This is a genomic window from Paraburkholderia tagetis (genome assembly GCF_022213065.1).
In the GTDB taxonomy this organism is placed as follows: domain Bacteria; phylum Pseudomonadota; class Gammaproteobacteria; order Burkholderiales; family Burkholderiaceae; genus Paraburkholderia; species Paraburkholderia tagetis.
In genome coordinates this window covers 209300-230246 of the sequence record NZ_JAKLJA010000006.1, presented here as the reverse complement: position 1 = coordinate 230246, position 20947 = coordinate 209300, and the positions used below count along the sequence as shown (strand labels likewise).

Sequence of the window (20947 nt, the reverse complement as noted above, 5' to 3'; positions counted from 1 at the left end):
GATGCACCGCGCCCGGTGAGAACGGCAGACAGAGTTTCCCCGCAGCACCGGGCTGGAGCCCCCGCCAACCGATTGCGCGAGGTGGCAAGAGAAAGGCCGTGCCGGCAGCAGCCCGGCACGGCCTTGTCGTGTTTTGCGTGGCGGCCATTTGCGCGGTGCAGCGACACCGCTCGAACTACCGCCGCTCGCTCAGGTGGCGCGTGGCATCAGGCGCACTGCATCAGGCGTTCACCTGTTTGGCCGTCTGCGTCATATCGATGCCGCGCCGCTCGCGGCTGAACGGGATCAGCACGGCGATCACTACGGCCACCGTGCCCGCGACGATTGCCATCGCCATGCCGTAGTTCTGGCCGTGCGTCACCGCGAGCGAGGCTTGCAGCGTGGCGTTCACGGAAGCCAGCAGGTTGCCGAGCTGGTAGACGAGGCCCGGGAACGTTGCGCGCACCTCGTCCGGCGAGATTTCGTTGAGGTGCACCGGGATCACGCCCCAGGCGCCTTGCACGGAGATCTGCATGAGGAAGGCGCCGAGCGCGAGCAGCGCCGCACTCGACGAGAATGCCCAGAGCGGCAGCACGGGCAGTGCGATCAGCACCGAGATGAAGATCGCCTTGCGACGGCCGATCTTTTCGGAGATCGAGCCGAAGAAGAGGCCTCCCACGATCGCGCCGATATTGAGCGTGATGGTGATGAGCGAAACCGTGTGCGGATCGAAGTGATGCTGCTCGCGCAGGAAGGTCGGGTAGAGATCCTGGGTGCCGTGCGAGAAGAAGTTGAACGCCGTCATCAGCACGATCGCGTAGATCGAGAGGCCGAGATTGTGCTTGAACGTGGAGAGCAGGCTCGGGCGCGCGCGTTTTTCCATCTCTTTCCAGGCCGGCGACTCGGGCACGTGGGCGCGCACGTAGAGCACGAGCAGCGCGGGCAGCACGCCGACGAAGAACATGCCGCGCCAGCCGATGTACTGGTAGAGCACGCCGAACACGATCGAAGCGAGCAGATAACCGCTCGGATAGCCGGCCTGCAGAAGGCCTGAGACGATGCCGCGCGCCTTCGGCGGAATGGTCTCCATGGTGAGCGCGGAGCCCACGCCCCATTCGCCGCCCATCGCCACGCCAAAGAGCGCGCGCAGGACGATGAAAGTCGTGAGGTTGGGGGAGAACCCGGTGACCAGCTCGAGCAGCGAATAGCACGCGATATTGACCATCAGCGTGGGGCGGCGCCCGAACTTGTCGGCGAGCCGGCCAAAGATCAGCGCGCCGATCGGGCGCATGGCCAGCGTAAGCGTAATGGCAAATGCAACGGCGGGAATCTGGGTGTTGAATTCGGTGGCGATATCTTTCAGAACGAAAACCATCAGAAAGAAATCGAATGCGTCGAGCGTCCACCCCAAATACGCTGCGATCGTGACGTTCTTCTGCTCTCGCGTCCAGCTCATTTCGTTGTTCTCCTGGTATGGCTGCGCAGGGCCTTGTCTCCCGGCTTTGCGCGCATCGCTTGCTCCGCCCCGCGCGGCGAGCTTCGTACGAGTGTACGCCCGGCATTAAACATTTGCATGAATGTCCGCCGCAACCCGGACTAAACCTGGGTGAATCGATTTATCGGGTCCTATCGAATGAAAGGCGATGGTCTCAATGGTCATTGGAATGTAACGCAATTGAATTGAGAATTAAATGCGCTGCGAATGATTCGCGCGAGCGTGCTCGGTGCGAAATCGGCCGGGCAAATTGTCCAACCGGGAGCAATGGCGCCGGTGATTATTTGCAATCCTGATTGAAATTTGTCGCGCGGGCACCGCAAGTTTTTTTGCGGCGCTTCGTTCAGGGGGCGAGAAATGGCAGGACGGTGGAAGAGGGCAGAAGTTCAGCGTTGCATCAGCCATTCGGCGGCACGGGATACGACGCCGTCCCAATCGCCCATGGCGGTCTGGCGTAGCACGTGGGCATCGTGCATCCAGGGCGAATGCGTGCCGTTGGCACCCCAGCGCCACTCTCCGGCCGGATTGACGAGCACGGCAGTGGGTTTGCCGCTCATGACAGCGAGATTGGCGACGCCCGAGTCGACGCTGATCACGGCGTCCAGTTGCTCGATGCAAGCTGCGGTGTCGCCAAACGTCGTGATGCCCGGCGCGTAGTGGGCGATGTTCCCGCGCGGCGAGCCGCCCATCGTTTCAGCAACGGGGTGATGGAGGCTAATGAAATGAACGCGGCTGGCGATCGTCGGATTCGTGGTCAGGCGCTCGAGCGCATCGAGCGGCAAGGAGCGCAGTCCCGCCCAACTGCGCTCCTTGCTGCGCATGTCGCGGGCATGACGTTGCGCACAATCCCAGAACACGCCAACCAGCGCCTTGCCTGGGTGCTGCGCGCGCAATGCGTGCGCCCAGTTTGCCGCCTGGTCGTGCGCGAGCTTCGGTGCACGGATATAGGCTGCAAAATAAGGATCGGGCGAGGGATCGGGCCGCTGGCCGCAAGCGGCGAGCATCGGAAGATGCAGTAGCGTGGCCTGCATCGTCGGTGCGAATGCCTCGATGGCGGGCAGCGTCTCGACGTCAAACGGCGAGCGCGGCGCCAGCGGACGGCGCGCGGCGATAACGCGGCAACCGGCCAGCGACGCTTCGATGACGCTGTGGATCGGTGCGTCGCAGGTCACCAGGACCTCCGCGCCGGCAGCGCGCCACTGCGCGATGCTGCCGAACAGCATGAACTGGTCGCCGTAACCCATTTGGTGCGTGACCAGCACGCGTTCGCCGCGCAGGTCGCGCTGCCCATCCCACATCGGCACTGCGCTGTAACGGTAGTTGCCGCTGTCACTCAGATTGCGCCAGACCCAGTGCATGAAGCCACGCGCGTCCCCGGTGCTGAGTAGCGCCTCGGCCAGCCATCTGCGCGCCCGCAGTTTGTCCGGGTCGTCGTTCGCGGCCGGGCTGTCCACCACGCGCTCCAGCAATGCGATGGCGTGCGCCGTGTCGCCGCTCAGGTAAAGGTCGCGGCCGAGCCTCGTCTCATGGAACAAGGGCGACCAGTCGAGCGTCGCGAAATCGAGCCACGTCTGCGCCGCTTGCGCGTGCCGGCCCAGAAGGCGCAGCGCGCGGGCGCGCGCGTGAACGAAGCTGCGGCTGTGCGGATCGAGTACGAGGCCTTTTTCGGCCCAGGGCAGCATTTGCTCGTCGCGCTTCACGCCGACGAGCGCTTCGCAAATCTGGATCAGTGGGGCAGGGTCGGAAGGACTGCGGGTGTGGGCGACGAAGGCCTGGAGGAGTCGCTGTTCCGGATCAAGGGTCATCGTCGGGGCGTTAGGGATGTTAGAGGTTGTTTGTCGGATAAATCCTATCGATACAGATGGCAGGTCGATATCGGAGGCTTCTTAAAATTGGCGTCGATGAATTGACATCGACGCTGCACGCCGTTTGCCAACTGCTCGCCTCGCGATACGGACACATCAGGACGCATATTTTCGAAATAATGAACGACCGTGCTTTTACCGATTCCCATGACTGGACAGAGTCACTAGAATCGATTGGATCCTCGCGTATTCCGCTATGCGGAATTCATGCGGGCCGGCAGACATCAAGGAGACGCAAGCATGCAGGTCAGGGAATTGTTCGAACTGGGCGGTCAGGCGGCACTCATCACGGGCGGCTCGCGCGGGCTCGGGCTGCAAATGGCCGAGGCGCTCGGGGAAATGGGCTGTCGCGTCGTCATCACGGCGCGCAAGGCCGACGAACTCAAGGAGGCACAGCAGTATTTGCAGGCGCGCGGCATCGAAGCCATGACGATCGTGAGCGACCTGCAGCGTCCGGAGGCCGTCAAGCCGCTCGTCGACGAGACGCTGGCGGCGTGCGGCCAGATCGACATTCTCGTGAACAATGCGGGCGCGACCTGGGGTGCGCCGGCGGAGGACTATCCCGACGAGGCGTGGCACAAGGTCATGAACCTCAACGTCAACGCGCCGTTCTTTCTCGCGCGCGAAGTGGGCAAGTGCAGCATGATTCCCGCGAGGCGCGGCAAGATCATCAATATTGCGTCGATCGCGGGCCTGAAGGGATCGCTCGGCTCGATGCAGGCCATCGCCTACAACACGTCGAAGGCCGCGGCCATCAACTTCACGCGCGCACTCGCCGCCGAGTGGGGCAAGTACAACATCAACGTGAACGCGATCTGCCCGGGTTTTTTCCCCTCGAAGATGTCAGCGGGCCTGCTCGACAAGATGGGACAGGCGGTGATCGATCACACGCCGCTGCATCGTCTCGGCGACGAAAGCGATCTCAAGGGCGCCATCGTGTTTCTCGCGAGCGCCGCGTCGCGCCACGTCACTGGCCAGCATCTGGCGATCGACGGCGGCGCGAGCATCGTCTGACGCCGTATTCGATGGTGTGTGTGCGCCGCGCGAGGCGGCCTGCACCTCATCAATCCCACGAATCTCACGAATTTCACGAGACGACTATTGCCATGCCCACGTCCGCCACTGCCGCACCGCGCACGCGTTCGCCATACTGGCCTTCGCATCTCTCGCCGCACCTGAGCATTCCCGCCACGAACCTGTTCTATAACGCCGAGGTTTCGGCGGCGCGTTACCCGGACAAGCCTTTTATCGTCTTCTACGACACGCCCGTCACCTTTGCGCAGTTCAAGGACGAGGCCGAGCGCGTGGCGGGCTATCTGCAGACGCAATGCGGCGTGAAAGCCGGCGACCGCGTGCTGCTCTATATGCAGAACAGCCCGCAATGGGTGATCGCCTATTACGGCATCCTGCGCGCGAATGCCGTGGTCGTGCCCGTCAACCCGATGAATCTCACCGACGAGCTCGCGCATTACGTGGAAGATAGCGGTGCGAGCACGGCGTTCGTCGCGCAGGATCTGTATCCGCGCATTGCGCCGCTGGTGGGCGAAGGTGAAGGGCTGCGGCATCTGCTCGTTGCCACGTACAGCGACTATCTGAAGAACGAGCCGTTCTCGCCGCCGCCCGAATTCGTGAGCGCGCCGCGCCACGTGGAAGGGCCAGGCGTCACCCATTGGGCCGACGTGCTCGCGGCGGGTTGCATGCCCGGCGCGCTCACCGCGGGCGCGGACGATCTGTGCGTGATGCCGTACACGTCGGGCACGACGGGCAAGCCGAAGGGCTGCATGCATACGCATCGCAGCGTGATGTGCACGGCCGTGGGCGGTTGCAGCTGGTTCAGCAGTAGTCAGGATGCCGTACAACTTTCCGTGCTGCCGTTCTTTCATGTGACCGGCATGCAGGGCGGCATGAACAGCCCGCTCTTCAACGGCTCGACGATCGTGATCCTGCCGCGCTGGGACCGCGACGCCGCGGCGCGCGCAATCGAGCATTACCGCATCAGCGGCTGGCAGGCGATCTCGACGATGGTGGTCGACTTCATTTCGAATCCGCGCATCGGCGAATACGATTTGTCCAGCCTCGCCTGGATGCGCGGCGGCGGCGCGACCATGCCCGACGCCGTGGTCAAGAAACTGCGCGACCTCACGGGTCTCGAGTTCGTGGAAGGCTATGGCATGTCCGAGACGATGGCCGCCACGCACATCAATCCGCCTCAGCACCCGAAGGCGCAATGCCTTGGCATTCCGGTCTTCGACGTCGATGCGCGCATCGTCGATCCGATCACGCTCGAAGAGGTGGCCGAGGGGGAGGCGGGCGAACTCATCATGAGCGCGCCGCAAGTGATGCAAGGCTACTGGGGCAACCCCAAGGCAACGAGCGAGACCTTTATCGAGCGCGACGGCAAGCGTTTTTTGCGCACCGGCGACCTCGTGCGGCGCGACGCGGACGGCTATTACTTCATGACCGACCGCTTGAAGCGCATGATCAACGCGTCGGGCTACAAGGTGTGGCCGGCCGAAGTCGAAGCGCTCATGTACCGGCATCCCGCCATCAAGGAGGTCTGCATCATCGGCGCCCGGGACGCGAAGCGCGGCGAGACCGTGAAGGCCGTCGTGGTGCTCGATCCCAAACAGGCGGGCAGCGTGAGCGAAGAGCAGATCATTGCGTGGGCGCACGAGAGCATGGCTGCTTACAAGGCTCCGCGCATCGTGCAGTTCGTCGAGACGTTGCCGAAGTCGGGCAGCGGCAAGATTCTCTGGCGCAAGCTGCAGGAAGAGGAGGCCGCTGCACGCTAAGGCGTGTTCAATGAGGGGCGCTTAATGAGGCGCGCTCAATCCTGAAGCGCGCCGAACCTCCTTCCTCTCGCGAGCATCAGGCGCCTGCCAGCGCGGGCAGGCCCGGCTCGCTCCAGTCCCATCCCCCGTGCGCCGCCCCGACGGACGCTTCCCGCGATCCCGCGTGCTGCGTGGCGTGAGCCGGTGACCATTCGCCGGGCGCCTGCGCGTTCTTGCGCCCGAGAATCGCTTCGCACAGAAAGTCGATGCTGTACGCGTTCAGCAAATGCGCATGATGTGTCTCGATGTAGGCCGCGAGGCGTGCAGCTTCACCCTGGATCGACCCGAGTGCGTAAAGCGTGGGAGCGTCCCAGCGAAAGCGCAGTCCGAGTTCGGCGAAAGCGGAATTGAATGCGCTCAACTGGCTGCTCAGGTGTTGATCGTGTTCCGTGGCCTTCAGGCCGGCTGAGTGGCTCATGGCTGTCTCCGTGAGAGTTCAGATGACGTGAACCCATCGTAGAAGCGTCGATAAATAAACGATAGTTAAAGTTTTTTTCGATTTATATAAGGCATTGTGTATGGACGTGCGCGGTGCGGCCCGACGTCGATCGGCATGCGCGTAAACCCGCTTGGTGACGTCCTCGTTTCTGATATATTGTATTGCACATATGGAATTTGCTTTTTAATCGCGGCTAAACACAACGTTGGAGACAAACCACCGATGTCTGCCGAAATCCAGGACGTAGCGGGGGTGTCCCCGCTGAGCTTGACGCTCGAACCCATCCACGCCACCGCTTCGCTGCGGGATCAGGCGTATGCGAAGCTTAAGCAGGCGATTGCCGAAACCGACATCTATCGCTCGCGAGACGAAATCCGCCTCGACGAGAAAGAGTTGACCGAAAAGCTCGGCGTGAGCCGCACCCCGGTACGCGAGGCCATGACGCTGCTGGAACAGGAAGGATTCCTGCGTACCGTGCCGCGGCGCGGTGTCTATATTCTGCGCAAGACCCGCAAGGAGATCGTCGAGATGATCTATATGTGGGCCGCGCTCGAAAGCATTGCCGCGAGGCTTGCCACGCAGCGCGCTTCGGACGAAGACATCGCACGCTTGCGCCACATGTTCGCGGACTTCGGCGAGGACAAGCCCGCCGTGCACATCGAAGAGTACTCGGAGACGAACATCACGTTCCATCAGTCGCTGGTGGAGTTGTCGAAGTCGCCGATCATCGTGGAGACCATCAAGAACATCTTCATGCATGTGCGTGCGATACGGCGCATGACGATCGCACAAAGCGATCGCGCGTCGCGCTCAATCGTGGATCACATGAGGATCATCGAAGCGCTCGAGGCACGCGATACCGAAAGAGTGGAGCGGCTCGTGCGCCAGCATTCGATCGATCTCGCGTTGTTCGTCGAGGCGAACTGCGATTTTCTCGACTGAGCGCCGGGCGGGCTGCACCGCTCGCCAGTCGTCGCCAGTCGTCATTTATCCCGGCATTCACGGGCTTGAGTGGCACGCCGCGGTAGCGGTGTGAGCTCGTGCAGCCCGCGTTTTCCTCTACAGGTTCTTGTTGCTCAATATGTTTGGACTCCGTAATAAATGGATGCTTTGTGCAGGGCTCTTTCGACCCCATGTTGCGGCTCGTGTTGTGTGCCGCATCAAAGCAAACGTGCAGATGCGCGCAAACGCGGGCGCTACACGGCTTGTTGCGCTGCAACACGAGTCGGGCGTGTAAAAAAACCGCTTGACTAATATTGTGTGTGGAATATTGTATATCACGAGTAACCCAACGCCCCGCCAAAGAGGAGACGTCATGGCAGAAGCAGGTATGAACGACGCGCAGAGCAGCCCTGCGCAGGAAGCGCAACCAACGACCGACGGTTTTCACCTCGTCATCGATGCGCTGAAGCTCAACGACATCGACACGATCTACGGTCTCGTCGGTATTCCGATCACGGACCTCGCGCGTCTTGCACAAGCCGAAGGGATGCGCTTCATCGGCTTCCGGCACGAGCAGAATGCGGGCAATGCCGCGGCTATCGCGGGCTATATGACGAAGAAGCCGGGCATTTGCCTCACGGTTTCGGCGCCGGGCTTCCTCAACGGCCTGACCGCGCTCGCGAACGCCACCACCAACTGTTTCCCGATGATCCTCATCAGCGGTTCGAGCGAACGCGAGATCGTCGACCTGCAGCAGGGCGACTACGAGGAAATGGACCAGCTCAACGCGGCCAAGCCGTATGCCAAGGCCGCCTACCGCGTGCTCCACGCCGAGGACATCGGCGTCGGCATCGCCCGGGCAATCCGCGCAGCGGTCTCGGGCCGCCCAGGCGGCGTCTATCTCGATCTGCCGGCCAAGCTGCTCGCGCAGACCATCGACGCTGTGAAGGGCGAGCAATCGCTCATCAAGGTCGTGGATGCAGCGCCGCGCCAACTGCCCGCCCCCGACGCGGTCCAGCGCGCGCTCGATGTCATCAAGACGGCAAAGCGCCCGCTGATCCTGCTCGGCAAGGGTGCCGCTTACGCCCAGGCCGACGCACAGATTCGCGAACTGGTCGAGAAGAGCGGCATTCCGTATCTGCCGATGTCGATGGCCAAGGGTCTGCTGCCCGACACGCATGAGCAATCCGCATCGGCTGCGCGCTCGTACGTGCTCGCGGAATCGGATGCGGTCGTGCTGATCGGCGCGCGTCTGAACTGGCTGCTCTCGCACGGCAAGGGCAAGACGTGGGGTGCCCCGTCGCCCAAGCGCTTCGTGCAGATCGACATTGCGCCTACCGAGATCGACAGCAACGTGGCGATCGAAGCGCCCGTGATCGGCGATATCGGTTCGTGCGTCGAGGCGCTCGTTGCCGGCATGGACGCGAATTTCCCGAAGCCCAACGCCGAATGGCTCGATGCCATCGCGGAGCGCAAGAACAAGAATCTCGCGAAGATGGCCGCGACGCTCGAGAAGAACCCGTCGCCGATGAATTTCCACAGCGCACTGCGTGCGATTCGCGATGTGCTCAAGACGCGTCCCGACATCAACGTCGTGAACGAAGGCGCGAACACGCTCGACTATGCGCGTGCGGTGATCGACATGTACCAGCCGCGCAAGCGTTTCGACTCGGGCACGTGGGGGATCATGGGCATCGGCATGGGCTTCGCGATCGGCGCGGCGGTCACGAGCGGCACGCAGGTCGTGGCGATCGAAGGCGACAGCGCGTTTGGCTTCAGCGGCATGGAACTGGAGACCATCTGCCGCTACAACCTGCCGGTCTGCACCATCGTTTTCAACAACAACGGCGTGTATCGCGGCACGGATGTGAACCCGAGCGGCAGCGCCGACGTCGCGCCCACCGTGTTCGTGAAGGGTGCGCGCTACGACAAGATGATCGAGGCATTCGGCGGCATCGGCCACCAGGCGAGCACGCCCGAAGAACTTACCGCAGCGCTGCTGGAAGCGATCGCGTCGGGCAAGCCCACGCTGATCAACGCAGTGATCGACGAATCGGCCGGCACGGAGAGCGGCCGCCTCACGAATCTGAATCCGCAAAGCGCGGCAATGAAGAAATAAGTTCCATCGGACAGGATACTTTTTAACAACCATGTTGCATGGGGCCGGAGTAAGGCGCTAAAGCGCCAACTCCGGCCGACACAGGAGCCATCACAATGAGCAAACCCCTCGACGGCATCAAGATCATCGACTTCACGCACGTACAGGCAGGCCCCGCATGCACGCAAATGCTCGCGTGGTTCGGTGCGGACGTGATCAAGGTGGAGCGCCCGGGCGCCGGTGACGTGACGCGCTCGCAGTTGCGCGACATTCCCGAAGCGGACGCGCTGTACTTCACGATGCTCAACAGCAACAAGCGTTCGCTCACGCTCGACACCAAGAAGCCGGAAGGCAAGGAAGTGCTCGAGAAGCTGATTCGCGAGTCGGACGTCATGGTGGAAAACTTCGGCCCGGGTGCGCTCGATCGCATGGGCTTCACGTGGGAGCGCATCAAGGAACTCAATCCGAAGATGATCGTGGCCTCGGTGAAGGGCTTCAGCGAAGGCCATCACTACGACGACCTGAAGGTGTACGAGAACGTCGCCCAGTGCGCGGGCGGCGCGGCTTCCACCACGGGCTTCTGGGACGGTCCGCCCACGGTCAGCGCGGCGGCGCTCGGCGACAGCAACACGGGCATGCATCTGGCCATCGGCATTCTCACGGCGCTGATCGGCCGCGACAAGACGGGCAAGGGCCAGAAGGTGGCCGTCTCGATGCAGGACAGCGTGATCAACCTGTGCCGCGTGAAGCTGCGCGACCAGCAGCGTCTCGATCGCGTGGGCTACCTGGAAGAGTATCCGCAGTACCCGCACGGCACCTTCAGCGACGTGGTGCCGCGTGGCGGCAACGCGGGCGGCGGCGGCCAGCCGGGCTGGGTGCTCAAGTGCAAGGGCTGGGAAACCGACCCGAACGCGTATATCTACTTCACGGTGCAGGGTCACGCATGGGAGCCGATCTGCCGTGCGATCGGCAAGCCGGAGTGGATCGAAGACCCGAACTACAAGACGGCCCAGGCGCGCCAGCCGCATATCTTCGACATCTTCGCGGTGATCGAGGCGTGGCTTGCCGACAAGACCAAGTTCGAGGCCGTCGATATCCTGCGCAAGTTCGACATCCCGTGCGCGCCGGTGCTGAGCATGAAGGAAATCGCCGAGGATCCGTCGCTGCGCGCAAGCGGTACTATTGTGGAAGTCCCGCACAAGGAGCGCGGTTCGTACCTCACCGTGGGCAGCCCGATCAAGTTCTCGGATCTGAAGCCGGAAATCACGGGTTCGCCGCTGCTCGGCGAGCATACGGATGAGGTGCTGGCCGATCTCGGCTACACGCCGCAACAGATCGCGGCGCTGCACGAGACGCGCGCGGTCTAAGGCGCGGGACGCTCCGGCCGACAGGTCTGGCCGACAGGCGAAGCGCGGCGTGCGAATGAGTATCGCGCGCGCCGCGCTGCGCCTGGCTAACCCTTCTCCCACATTGCCCACACCATTACAAGCGCCATGCCAACCGCCATGCCAACTGCCATCGATTTCGCACAGCTCGCCGACGCTATCGGCGACGCCATCGTCATTTCGGACGCCGCCGGCGACATCACGTACTGGAATCCTGCCGCCACCCGCATGTTCGGCTATACGGGCGACGAGGCAATGGGCAAGACGCTCGATCTGATCATTCCCGAGCGGCTGCGCGGCCGCCACTGGGAGGGCTATCACAAGACGATGTCGACGGGGCAGACGCGTTACGGCAACGACGTGCTGCGCGTACCCGCCGTCGACAAGGACGGGCGTGCGCTGTCCATCGCGTTTACCGTCGCGCTGCTGCATGGTCAGCAGGGCGAGATCACGGGCATCGTCGCCGTGATTCGCGACGAGACCGCGCGCTTCCAGGAAGAGCGCAATCTGCGCAAGCGCATTAACGAGCTCGAAGCCCAGGCCCAGGCGCAGCAGTCCTGAGCCGGTGAACCAGTGAGCCAGCCCGCGGGCTGGCCTGATATCGCTTGACTCCAATATCCAGGTCCGCACGGAGCGCTTCGATGCATACAGAAAGACTCGGACATTACGAGGTCGAACTCTCGGCTCGTCAATTCATACACAACGGCGGTTGGGCGGCGTTTGCCGCCATCCACGACCCGCACGGAGAGCATGGCGAGCACGATGGGCATGCGGAGCGCGCCGCCGTGGTGCCCGAGCAGCGCGTAGCCGACGAGACCGTTTTCGCCAGCGAGGCCGCTGCCATAGCGGGCGCCCGCCAGGCCGCGCTCGTCATGCTCGGCAATCTCGGCACGGTCAACCCGCCGCGCTAGCGGTCTCAGCGACACGCAACGAGGCACGGCAACGAGGTGATGCGCGGCGCTGCGAGCGACGCGCAAGCCACGCCTCGGTCGAACAATTTCAACATCCCGGCTTTGCATGGGGCCGGAGTAAGTGCTGAAGCACTTACTCCGGCCGACACAGGAGACGTTTCATGACGACATGGCCACGCCATCGGCGCGCCAGGGGCCTTTGCGCCCCGCCGATTTCTCGCGCCCGCGACAGCGCTTCATCCATGAGCGGAGGTTCGCCATGGCAATGACCATTGCAGTGCCCCGCGAGGCATTCGCAGACGAACGACGCGTAGCGGCGACTCCAGAAAGCGTCGCACAACTTATCAAGCTCGGCTACGAGATCGAGATCGAAGCCGGTGCGGGCGAGCGCGCGTCGTACAGCGACGAAGCATATCGCACGGCGGGCGCATGCATCGTCGAAGACGCGCTCGAACTCTGGGCCAACGCCGACATCGTGTTCAAGGTGCGTCCGCCGTCGATCGAAGAGGCGCAGCGCCTCAAGACCGGCGCGACGCTCGTCAGCTTCATCTGGCCCGCGCAGAACGGCGCGCTGCTCGACGTGCTCGCCACGCGCAACGCGACGGTGCTCGCGATGGACTGCGTGCCGCGCATCTCGCGTGCGCAAAAGCTCGATGCGTTGAGCTCGATGGCGAATATGGCCGGCTATCGCGCGGTGATCGAGGCCGCGCAGCATTTCGGACGTATCTTCACCGGCCAGATCACCGCGGCGGGCAAGATGCCGCCCGCGAAGGTGCTCGTGATCGGCGCAGGCGTGGCCGGTCTCGCGGCCATCGGTGCGGCGCGCGGGCTGGGGGCCATCGTGCGCGCGTTCGATACGCGGCCGGAAGTCGGGCAGCAGATCGAGAGCATGGGCGCCGAGTTCCTGAGCGTGGACGTGGAGGAAGAGGGCGGCGGTGGCGGCGGCTACGCGAAGGTGATGAGCGCGAAGTTCATCGAAGCCGAAATGGCGCTCTTCAAGGCCCAGGCGAGCGAAGTGGACATCATCGTCACGACCGCGCTGATCCCGGGCAAGCCCGCGCCGCGCCTGATCGACGCGGAGATGGTCGCGTGCATGCGCGCAGGCAGCGTGATCGTCGACATGGCCGCGGAGCAGGGCGGCAACTGCGAGCTCACGCGCGCGGGCGAAGTCGTGCATGCGCATGGCGTGACGGTGATCGGCTATACCGACTTGCCGAGCCGCATGGCGAACCAGTCGAGCCAGCTCTATGCGACGAACCTGCGCCATCTGCTGACCGATCTCACGCCTCTTAAGGATGGCGAACTCAAGATCGACATGGACGATGTCGTGCAGCGCGGCACCACGGTCATGGAGCAAGGCAAGCTGTGCTGGCCGGCGCCGCCCGTGCCGACGGCGGCGGTGGCGCCGGCCGCACCTGGGGCGAAGGCCGGACAGCCGGCGTCTTCCGCACATGGCGCGGCACATGGCGCGGGCCCGGACGCCGCCGCAGGTGGCCGCAGTGCCTGGTCGCTGGTCGCGCTGGCCGTGGCCGCGGTGTTGCTGCTCGCGCTTGGCGCCGTCGCGCCGCCTGCGTTCGTGGCGCATTTCACGGTGTTCGTGCTGGCCGTCTTCGTGGGCTATCAGGTCGTCTGGAATGTGACGCCGGCGTTGCATACGCCGCTCATGAGCGTGACCAACGCCATCAGCGGGATCATCGTGATCGGCGCGCTGCTGCATCCGGGCGGCACGGAAACGAGCACGGTCGTGAAGGTGCTCGCGGGCGTCGCGCTCGTGGTGGCGACGATCAATATTGCAGGCGGGTTCCTCGTGACCCAGCGCATGCTGAAGATGTTCCAACGGACCTGAGAGGAGACGTCATGCTTGGTGGAATTGGCAATATGGCGTGGCTCGGCTCGGCCACGCTCTTCATCCTCAGCCTGCGCGGGCTGAGTCATCCGGCGAGCGCCCGGCGCGGCAATCTCTTCGGCATCTGCGGGATGGCGATCGCGGTCATCGCGACGCTGCTCGTCACGGGCGGGGCGGGGCTCGAAGTCGCGCTCGGCGCGGCGCTCGTGGGCGGCGGCATCGGCGCCGTGCTGGCACGGCGCGTGGAGATGACGCAAATGCCGCAACTGGTGGCCGTGCTGCACAGCTTCGTCGGCCTTGCGGCAACGCTCATCGCCGTCGCGAGCTTTCTTTCGCCCACGGTTGCAATGAGCGCCGTCGAGCGCGGCATCCACGACACCGAGATCTATGTCGGCGCGTTCATCGGCACCGTGACGTTCAGCGGCTCGATCGTGGCGTTCCTCAAGCTGCAGGGCACGGTGGGCGGCAAGCCGCTCGTGCTGCCCGGCCGGCATCTGATGAACGCCGTGGCGCTCGCGGTGTGCATCGTGCTCGGCTATGTCTTCGTGAGCGCACCGGATGGCCCCTATGCGCTTGCCGCGCTCGGCGCGATGTGCGCGATCGCGGCGGTGCTCGGCGTGCACCTCGTGATGGCGATCGGCGGCGCGGACATGCCCGTGGTCGTGTCCATGCTCAACAGCTATTCGGGTTGGGCGGCGGCGGCAACCGGCTTCATGCTCGACAACGATCTGCTCGTGACGACCGGCGCGCTGGTGGGCTCGAGCGGCGCGATCCTCAGCTACATCATGTGCCGCGCCATGAACCGCAGCTTCGTCTCGGTGATCCTGGGCGGCTTCGGCGCCGTGGCGAGCACGGCAAGCGCTGCGCCGCAGGGCGAAGTGGTGGCGACGTCGGTCGACGAGGTGGGTGCGCTGCTGCGCGACGCCGCCGAGGTCGTGATCGTGCCTGGCTATGGCATGGCGGTCGCCCAGGCGCAGAGCACCATCAGCGAGATCACGCGCAGGCTGCGTGCGCAGGGTGTGCGCGTGCGCTTTGGCATCCATCCGGTTGCCGGGCGCCTGCCGGGCCATATGAACGTGCTGCTCGCCGAGGCGAAGGTGCCTTACGACATCGTGCTCGAGATGGACGAAATCAACGAAGACTTCACGAACACCGACGTCGTGCTCGTGATCGGCGCGAACGATATCGTGAATCCGGGCGCGCAGGAGGATGCGGGCAGCCCGATCGCCGGCATGCCGGTGCTCGAGGTGTGGAAGGCGCGCACCGTGGTGGTCTCCAAGCGCAGCATGGCAACGGGCTACGCGGGCGTCGACAATCCGCTCTTCTATAAGGAGAACACCCGAATGTTGTTTGGCGACGCAAAGGGTAGTGTCGATGCTCTGCTCAGGCAGCTCGAAACGGCCTGACTGATAGACGGATAGACCGCTAGCGGCGCACGGCCATGGCGGTCTCGCGCACGGTGTCTCCAAGACGGGCCGCGCGCGAGACCGCCGGGAACGTTGCCTGATCGACATACGGGGAGACAAACGTGGCACAAACCGAACGCATCGACGCCGTTTATACGGCGCGGCGGCACAACCGCTGGGTGCAGCTCGTGGCGGGTATTGCCTGTATGGGGCTGGTCGCCAATCTGCAGTATGCGTGGACGTTATTCGTCGTCCCCATGGATGCGAAACACCATTGGGGCCAGGCTGCCATTCAGCTCGCGTTCTCGCTGTTCATCGTGACGGAGACGTGGCTCGTTCCCGTGGAGGGCTGGCTCGTGGACCGCTTCGGGCCGCGCCCGGTCGTGATGGGCGGCGCGTGCTGCGTGGCGCTGGGGTGGGCGCTCGACGCCTGGGCGCCCGTGCTGCCGGTGCTTTACGTGGCGGCGGTAATTTCGGGCATCGGCGCGGGGTGTGTGTATGGCACCTGCGTCGGCACGGCGCTCAAATGGTTTCCCGACCGGCGCGGCCTCGCCGCGGGCATGACGGCGGCGGGCTTCGGCGCGGGCGCGGCGCTCACCGTCATTCCGATTGCGCGCATGATCCACCATTCGGGCTACGAGACGGCCTTTGTCTTTTTCGGCCTGTTGCAGGGCGTGTGCATCATGGCGCTCGCGCTGGTGATGGTGCGTCCGAAGCCGCCCGCGCATGCGGCCGGCGTGCAGCGCGTGGTGGCCACGAAAACCGACTACACGACCCGGCAGATGACTCGCGCGCCGCTGTTCTGGGTGATGTATGCGATGTTCGTGTGCGTTGCCACGGGCGGCATCATCGCGACCGCGCAGATCGGGCCGATCGCCAAGTCGTACGGTTTCGCCACGATGCCGGTGGCGTTCATGAGCGTGACGCTGCCGCTCCTCACGATGACGCTGTCGATCAACAATCTCTGCAACGGCTTCACGCGGCCGCTGTGCGGGTTCATTTCGGACCGGATCGGGCGTGAGAACACGATGTTCATCACTTTCCTCGGCGAAGGGCTCGCCTTGCTCGGTCTGCGCTACTTCGGCCACGACCCGTATCTCTTCATGCTGTTCTCGGCGCTCGTGTTCCTGTTCTACGGCGACATCTTCTCGAACTTCCCGGCGACCTGTGCGGACACCTTCGGCGCGCGCTATGCGGCGGGCAATGCCGGCATGCTCTATACGGCGAAGGGGACCGCCGCGCTGATGGTGCCGGTTGCCACGCTGCTGGCGGTCCACGGCGGCTGGAACATGGTGTTCGATTTCGCGGCCTGTATTGCGATGATGGCGGGGGTGTGCGCGAAGGTGGTCTTGCAGCCGATGCGGCGGCGCTGGATCTTCCAGTCGGGTGAGCCTGCGGCTCGCGCCGGCAGGGCGTTCGTTCGCGAGCCGCTTGGTACGGGCGAATAGGGCCCGCAAAACAAAAAAGCCCGCAATTTGCGGGCTTTTTCGATGAAACCGTTACTTGAAGAAGCGTGGTGCCCAGGAGAGGACTCGAACCTCCACAGTGTTGCCACCGCCAGGACCTGAACCTGGTGCGTCTACCAATTCCGCCACCTGGGCACGTCTTCAAGCTAGACAGCGATTATAGCGCGTCCGCGAACCCTGTCAACAAATGTTTTCAAAAATTCTTCGCGTCGCGAAAGATCTGCATCGGCATGCAGGATGCAGGCGAAACATTCGGCGCAGCAGGCTTGCCGCTTCACGGTCCGGAAATGAAAAAAGCCGGCATATAGCCGGCTTTTTTGAATCTTGGTGCCCAAGAGAGGACTCGAACCTCCACAGTGTTGCCACCGCCAGGACCTGAACCTGGTGCGTCTACCAATTCCGCCACCTGGGCAAGGTGTCGCTTACTACTCGCCGCAGCACTGTGTCGTGCAGCAGAGAACGAGATTCTAGCGTGTCTGTAGGGCCTGTCAAGGCCCTTTTGAGAAAAAGTTTCGCCGCCGCCGTCGGCCATGGGTCAGGTGCGCGAGCCTCGTGCGCCGCGCGTGGGCAAGGTTTCACGCTGAATTGCCGGGTGCGGCCCGGGTGTTAGAATGCCTCGCAGCAGTAGACGCTGTATGACGCAAGCGTTCAAAGCTACATCGAACCTTCACTGAACGTTACGCGCCGTCTGTGCAGCCGCATGTTGCAGCACTCGAAGACCGGGGCGCGGCATGATTTCCCGATCCGCGCACTATCCGACGTCCAAGCCACGAGAACAACCATCGACAAGCCCTTGAGCAAATATCCGTATCCGATTCCCAGCCGCGAAGAGATCCTCGGCGTGCTGCGGACCAGCGAATCGCCCTGTACCGCGAACGATATCGCCGAGGCGTTGGCCATCAAGCGCCAGGAGCGCGAAGGGTTTTTCAGGCGGCTCGCCGCGATGGAGCGCGACGGGCAGATCCGGCTCGACTCGCGCGGCCATTATCAGCTCGCGCATCCGTCCAACTTCGTGGCCGGCCGCGTGCAGGGCCATCGCGACGGCTACGGCTTTCTCGTGCGCGACGACGGCCAGGACGATCTGTTCCTGCCTCAAGGCGAGATGCAGAAGGTCATGCACAACGACCGCGTGCTCGCGCGCATCGTCGGCTACGACCGTCGCGGGCGCCCGGAAGGGCATATCGTCGAGGTCACGGACCGCGCGAACCGCAGTGTGATCGGCCGGCTTCTGAACGAAAACGGCGCGCTCATCGTCGCGCCCGAAGACAAGCGTATCGGCCACGACATTCTTGTCACGCAGAACGCGAAGAAGGCCAAGGTCGGGCAGGTGGTGGTGGTCGAGCTCACGGATTTCCCGAGTCGCCACTCGCAGCCGCTCGGCCGCGTACTGGAAGTGCTCGGCGATATCGACGACCCCGGCATGGAGATCGAGATCGCCGTGCGCAAATACGGCGTGCCGCACGAGTTCAGCAAGGCCGCGCTCGACGATGCCGCGAAGCTGCCCGACGCCGTGCGTCCCACCGATATCCGCTATCGCGTCGATCTGCGCGACGTGCCGCTCGTCACCATCGACGGCGAAGATGCGCGCGACTTCGACGACGCCGTTTATTGCGAGCCGATGAAGGTCGGGCGCGGCGACGGCTTCCGCCTGCTCGTGGCCATCGCGGACGTCTCGCACTACGTGCTGCCGGGCAGCGGCCTCGATGTGGATGCCATCGAGCGCAGCACGTCGGTGTACTTCCCGCGCCGCGTGATTCCGATGCTGCCCGAGAAGCTCTCGAACGGCCTGTGTTCGCTCAATCCGCACGTGGACCGCTGCGTGCTCGTGTGCGACATGGTCATCACCGCGCGCGGCGAGATCAAGGCGTATCAGTTCTATCCGGGCGTGATGCATTCGGCTGCGCGCCTCACGTATACCGAAGTCGCGGCGGTGCTCAAGAACACCAAGGGACCGGAGGCGATGCGGCGCGCGGCGCTGCTGCCGCATCTGCAGAACCTCTACGGTGTTTACAAGTCGCTTTTTGCGGCGCGCCAGAAGCGCGGCGCGATCGACTTCGATACCACCGAGACCTATATCGTCTGCAACGCGCAGGGCAAGATCGAGCAGATCGTGCCGCGCCAGCGCAACGACGCGCACAAGCTGATCGAAGAGTGCATGCTCGCGGCCAACGTCTGCGCGGCGGACTTCATGAAGCGCAACAAGCATCCGGGCCTGTACCGGGTGCACGCGGGGCCGAGCGCCGAGAAGCTCGAGAACCTGCGCACCTTCCTGCGCGGCATGGGCCTCTCGCTGGGCGGCGGCGACACGCCTCACGCCAGCGACTACGCGGCGCTCATGGCGCACATCCGCGACCGGCCCGACGCGCAGATGCTGCAAACGATGCTGTTGCGCTCGATGCAGCAAGCCGTCTACAGCCCGGACAACATCGGTCACTTCGGCCTCGCCTACGAGGCCTACGCGCACTTCACGAGCCCGATCCGCCGCTATCCCGACCTGCTCACGCACCGCGCGATCTACGCGGTCCTGCAGGGCAAGAAGTATCAGCCGGCGGCGCCCGAAGGCGTCGAGCTCAACACGGCTATCTCGCCGCGCGCCCGCGCGCTGCAAGCCGAAGACGAAGCGAAGCGCGGCAAGCGCGCTCGCGGCGCGAACACGGCGATCTGGGAAGAGCTCGGTCTGCATTGCTCGGCCAACGAGCGCCGCGCCGACGAAGCCTCGCGCGACGTCGAGGCCTGGCTCAAGTGCTACTTCATGCGCGACAAGCTCGGCGAGGAATACGGCGGCATGGTGAGCGGCGTGACGTCGTTCGGCATTTTCGTGCAGCTCGATTCGCTGTTCATCGAAGGCCTCGTGCATGTGACGGAACTGGGCTCCGACTACTTCCAGTACGACGAGATCAAGAACGAGCTGCGCGGCGAGCGCACCGGTATCCGCTACCGTCTTTCGGACCGTGTGCGCGTGCAGGTGAGCCGCGTCGATCTCGATGCGCGCAAGATCGACTTCCGCCTCGTGCGCGACACGCCGGTCAAGCCTGCGATGAATCGCGGCGGGCAGGGCCAGCAGGAGCGCGGCGGGCAGGACGGCGGCGGTCCGCGCGTGCGCTCGATGCCTGGGCAGGGTGGTCAAGGCGGCCAGGGCGGCCAGGGCGGCGACGTCCGGCACAAGAAGGCCGCGCCGGGGCCGAGCGCGGCCGTGAAGGAAGCGCGCGCGGCGCGCAGCGCGGCGAAGACCGCGAAGAAGCGCGCGGCGTCGAAGGCGGCCGCCAAGAAGTCTGCGCCGCGCAAGAAGCGTTGAACAAGCGTTGAACAAGCGCTGAAGCAGTGCTGCGCGCGAGGGCGCGCAGCGTTTGTAGCAACATTGCGCCGCGCCGCGAATGCCGCGCGGCGCATGGTCGTTTGACCAGACACGCCTTGCCCGCAGGTTCGGGCATGGCGTGACCCGGACCGCGCGTCGGCCGGCAGAATCACACTCGTTCGCGGTGCGAGGCACGCCCCGCGAACCGTTCATCAGGGGTTGTATCCAGTCATGTCACGTCTCAAGGTTCTTTACGGGTTTCATGCAGTGACCGCACGCTTGCGGCACGACGCGTCCACGGTCGAGGATGTCTATTACGACACGACGCGGCGCGACCGCCGCATGCAGGACTTCCTGCATGCCGCGAAGGACGCGGGCGTGCGCATCATCGCCGCCGACGAGACGCGCCTGTGGGGTCTCGCGCGCACCGAGCGCCATCAGGGCGTGGTCGCGCGCGTGCACGATCTGCCGCTCGCGCAGAACCTGGCCGAGCTGCTCGACGGTATCCAGGGCTCGCCGCTTTTACTCGTGCTCGACGGCGTGACCGATCCGCACAACCTCGGCGCGTGCCTGCGCGTGGCCGACGCCGCCGGCGCCCACGCGGTGATCGCGCCGCGCGACCGTGCGGTGGGCCTGAACGCCACAGCCGCCAAGGTGGCGAGCGGCGCGGCCGATACGGTGCCGTACATCACCGTCACGAACCTCGCACGCGCGCTGCGCGAGTTGAAGGACGCGGGCGTCTGGGTGGTCGGCACCGCCGGCGACGCGAGCGCGAGCCTCTATCAGACGAAGCTCGACGGCCCTGTCGCGCTCGTGATGGGCGCCGAAGGCGAGGGCATGAGACGCCTCACGCGCGAAACCTGCGACGAGGTCATGCACGTTCCGATGGCCGGCACGGTCGAGAGCCTGAACGTTTCCGTCGCAAGCGGCGTGTGCTTGTTCGAGGCAGTGCGTCAACGCGCGGCCGCCCGCTGACGCGTCTCGCGCAT

The 20947-nt window shown here is 64.4% G+C and carries 15 protein-coding genes and 2 tRNA genes; 12 read left to right on the top strand and 5 right to left on the bottom strand.

Features of this window, described 5'->3' with window-relative positions; translation table 11 throughout:
- Nucleotides 1-220 precede the first annotated feature (220 nt).
- Together L5014_RS11195 and L5014_RS11190 are read right to left on the bottom strand one after the other, a co-directional pair.
- Nucleotides 221-1435: an MFS transporter gene (locus L5014_RS11195; RefSeq protein WP_238463679.1), complete on the bottom strand. Its 1215-nt coding sequence runs from the start codon at nt 1433-1435 to the stop codon at nt 221-223.
- Nucleotides 1436-1860: 425 nt separating this feature from the next.
- Nucleotides 1861-3279 (bottom strand): glycosyltransferase family 9 protein, encoded by a 1419-nt coding sequence (locus L5014_RS11190; protein WP_238463678.1) that lies wholly within the window; start codon nt 3277-3279, stop codon nt 1861-1863.
- A 300-nt stretch (nt 3280-3579) separates the two neighbouring features.
- Here L5014_RS11190 and L5014_RS11185 point away from each other — a divergent pair, with 300 nt between their 5' ends.
- Both L5014_RS11185 and L5014_RS11180 read left to right on the top strand, forming a co-directional pair.
- Entirely contained in the window at nt 3580-4353 is a 774-nt protein-coding gene (locus L5014_RS11185) for an SDR family oxidoreductase (RefSeq protein WP_238463677.1), read from the top strand.
- Between the two features lie 92 nt (nt 4354-4445).
- Complete coding sequence (locus L5014_RS11180) at nt 4446-6131, top strand: long-chain fatty acid--CoA ligase (protein ID WP_238463676.1); 1686 nt, start codon at nt 4446-4448, stop codon at nt 6129-6131.
- Nucleotides 6132-6207: 76 nt separating this feature from the next.
- Here L5014_RS11180 and L5014_RS11175 read toward each other — a convergent pair whose 3' ends face one another.
- Nucleotides 6208-6588: a hypothetical protein gene (locus tag L5014_RS11175; RefSeq protein ID WP_238463675.1), complete on the bottom strand. Its 381-nt coding sequence runs from the start codon at nt 6586-6588 to the stop codon at nt 6208-6210.
- Nucleotides 6589-6831: 243 nt separating this feature from the next.
- Here L5014_RS11175 and L5014_RS11170 point away from each other — a divergent pair, with 243 nt between their 5' ends.
- From L5014_RS11170 to oxlT, 8 genes are all read left to right on the top strand, one after another.
- The gene (locus L5014_RS11170; protein ID WP_238463674.1) at nt 6832-7551 is read left to right on the top strand and encodes a GntR family transcriptional regulator; all 720 of its coding nucleotides are present in this window, start codon (nt 6832-6834) and stop codon (nt 7549-7551) included.
- Between the two features lie 373 nt (nt 7552-7924).
- A complete protein-coding gene (oxc, locus tag L5014_RS11165) occupies nt 7925-9670 on the top strand; it encodes an oxalyl-CoA decarboxylase (RefSeq protein WP_238463673.1) in 1746 nt (581 codons plus the stop codon).
- Between the two features lie 95 nt (nt 9671-9765).
- Nucleotides 9766-11016 (top strand): formyl-CoA transferase, encoded by a 1251-nt coding sequence (gene frc, locus L5014_RS11160; RefSeq protein WP_238463672.1) that lies wholly within the window; start codon nt 9766-9768, stop codon nt 11014-11016.
- Nucleotides 11017-11154: 138 nt separating this feature from the next.
- Entirely contained in the window at nt 11155-11595 is a 441-nt protein-coding gene (locus tag L5014_RS11155) for a PAS domain-containing protein (RefSeq protein ID WP_238463671.1), read from the top strand.
- A gap of 80 nt (nt 11596-11675) precedes the next feature.
- Nucleotides 11676-11945: a hypothetical protein gene (locus tag L5014_RS11150; protein WP_238463670.1), complete on the top strand. Its 270-nt coding sequence runs from the start codon at nt 11676-11678 to the stop codon at nt 11943-11945.
- 259 nt (nt 11946-12204) lie between these two features.
- Nucleotides 12205-13791, top strand: coding sequence for a Re/Si-specific NAD(P)(+) transhydrogenase subunit alpha (locus L5014_RS11145; RefSeq protein WP_238463669.1), 1587 nt, complete (start codon nt 12205-12207; stop codon nt 13789-13791).
- 11 nt (nt 13792-13802) lie between these two features.
- On the top strand, nt 13803-15197 hold the full coding sequence (locus L5014_RS11140) for an NAD(P)(+) transhydrogenase (Re/Si-specific) subunit beta (protein WP_238463668.1): 1395 nt from the start codon (nt 13803-13805) through the stop codon (nt 15195-15197).
- Between the two features lie 122 nt (nt 15198-15319).
- Complete coding sequence (oxlT, locus tag L5014_RS11135; RefSeq protein ID WP_338019278.1) at nt 15320-16645, top strand: oxalate/formate MFS antiporter; 1326 nt, start codon at nt 15320-15322, stop codon at nt 16643-16645.
- 66 nt (nt 16646-16711) lie between these two features.
- Here oxlT and L5014_RS11130 read toward each other — a convergent pair.
- A tRNA-Leu gene (locus L5014_RS11130) sits at nt 16712-16798 on the bottom strand.
- A 190-nt stretch (nt 16799-16988) separates the two neighbouring features.
- A tRNA-Leu gene (locus L5014_RS11125) sits at nt 16989-17075 on the bottom strand.
- 381 nt (nt 17076-17456) lie between these two features.
- Here L5014_RS11125 and rnr point away from each other — a divergent pair.
- Complete coding sequence (gene rnr, locus L5014_RS11120) at nt 17457-19958, top strand: ribonuclease R (protein ID WP_238463667.1); 2502 nt, start codon at nt 17457-17459, stop codon at nt 19956-19958.
- A gap of 231 nt (nt 19959-20189) precedes the next feature.
- On the top strand, nt 20190-20933 hold the full coding sequence (gene rlmB, locus L5014_RS11115; protein WP_238463666.1) for a 23S rRNA (guanosine(2251)-2'-O)-methyltransferase RlmB: 744 nt from the start codon (nt 20190-20192) through the stop codon (nt 20931-20933).
- The last annotated feature ends 14 nt before the right edge of the window (nt 20934-20947 follow it).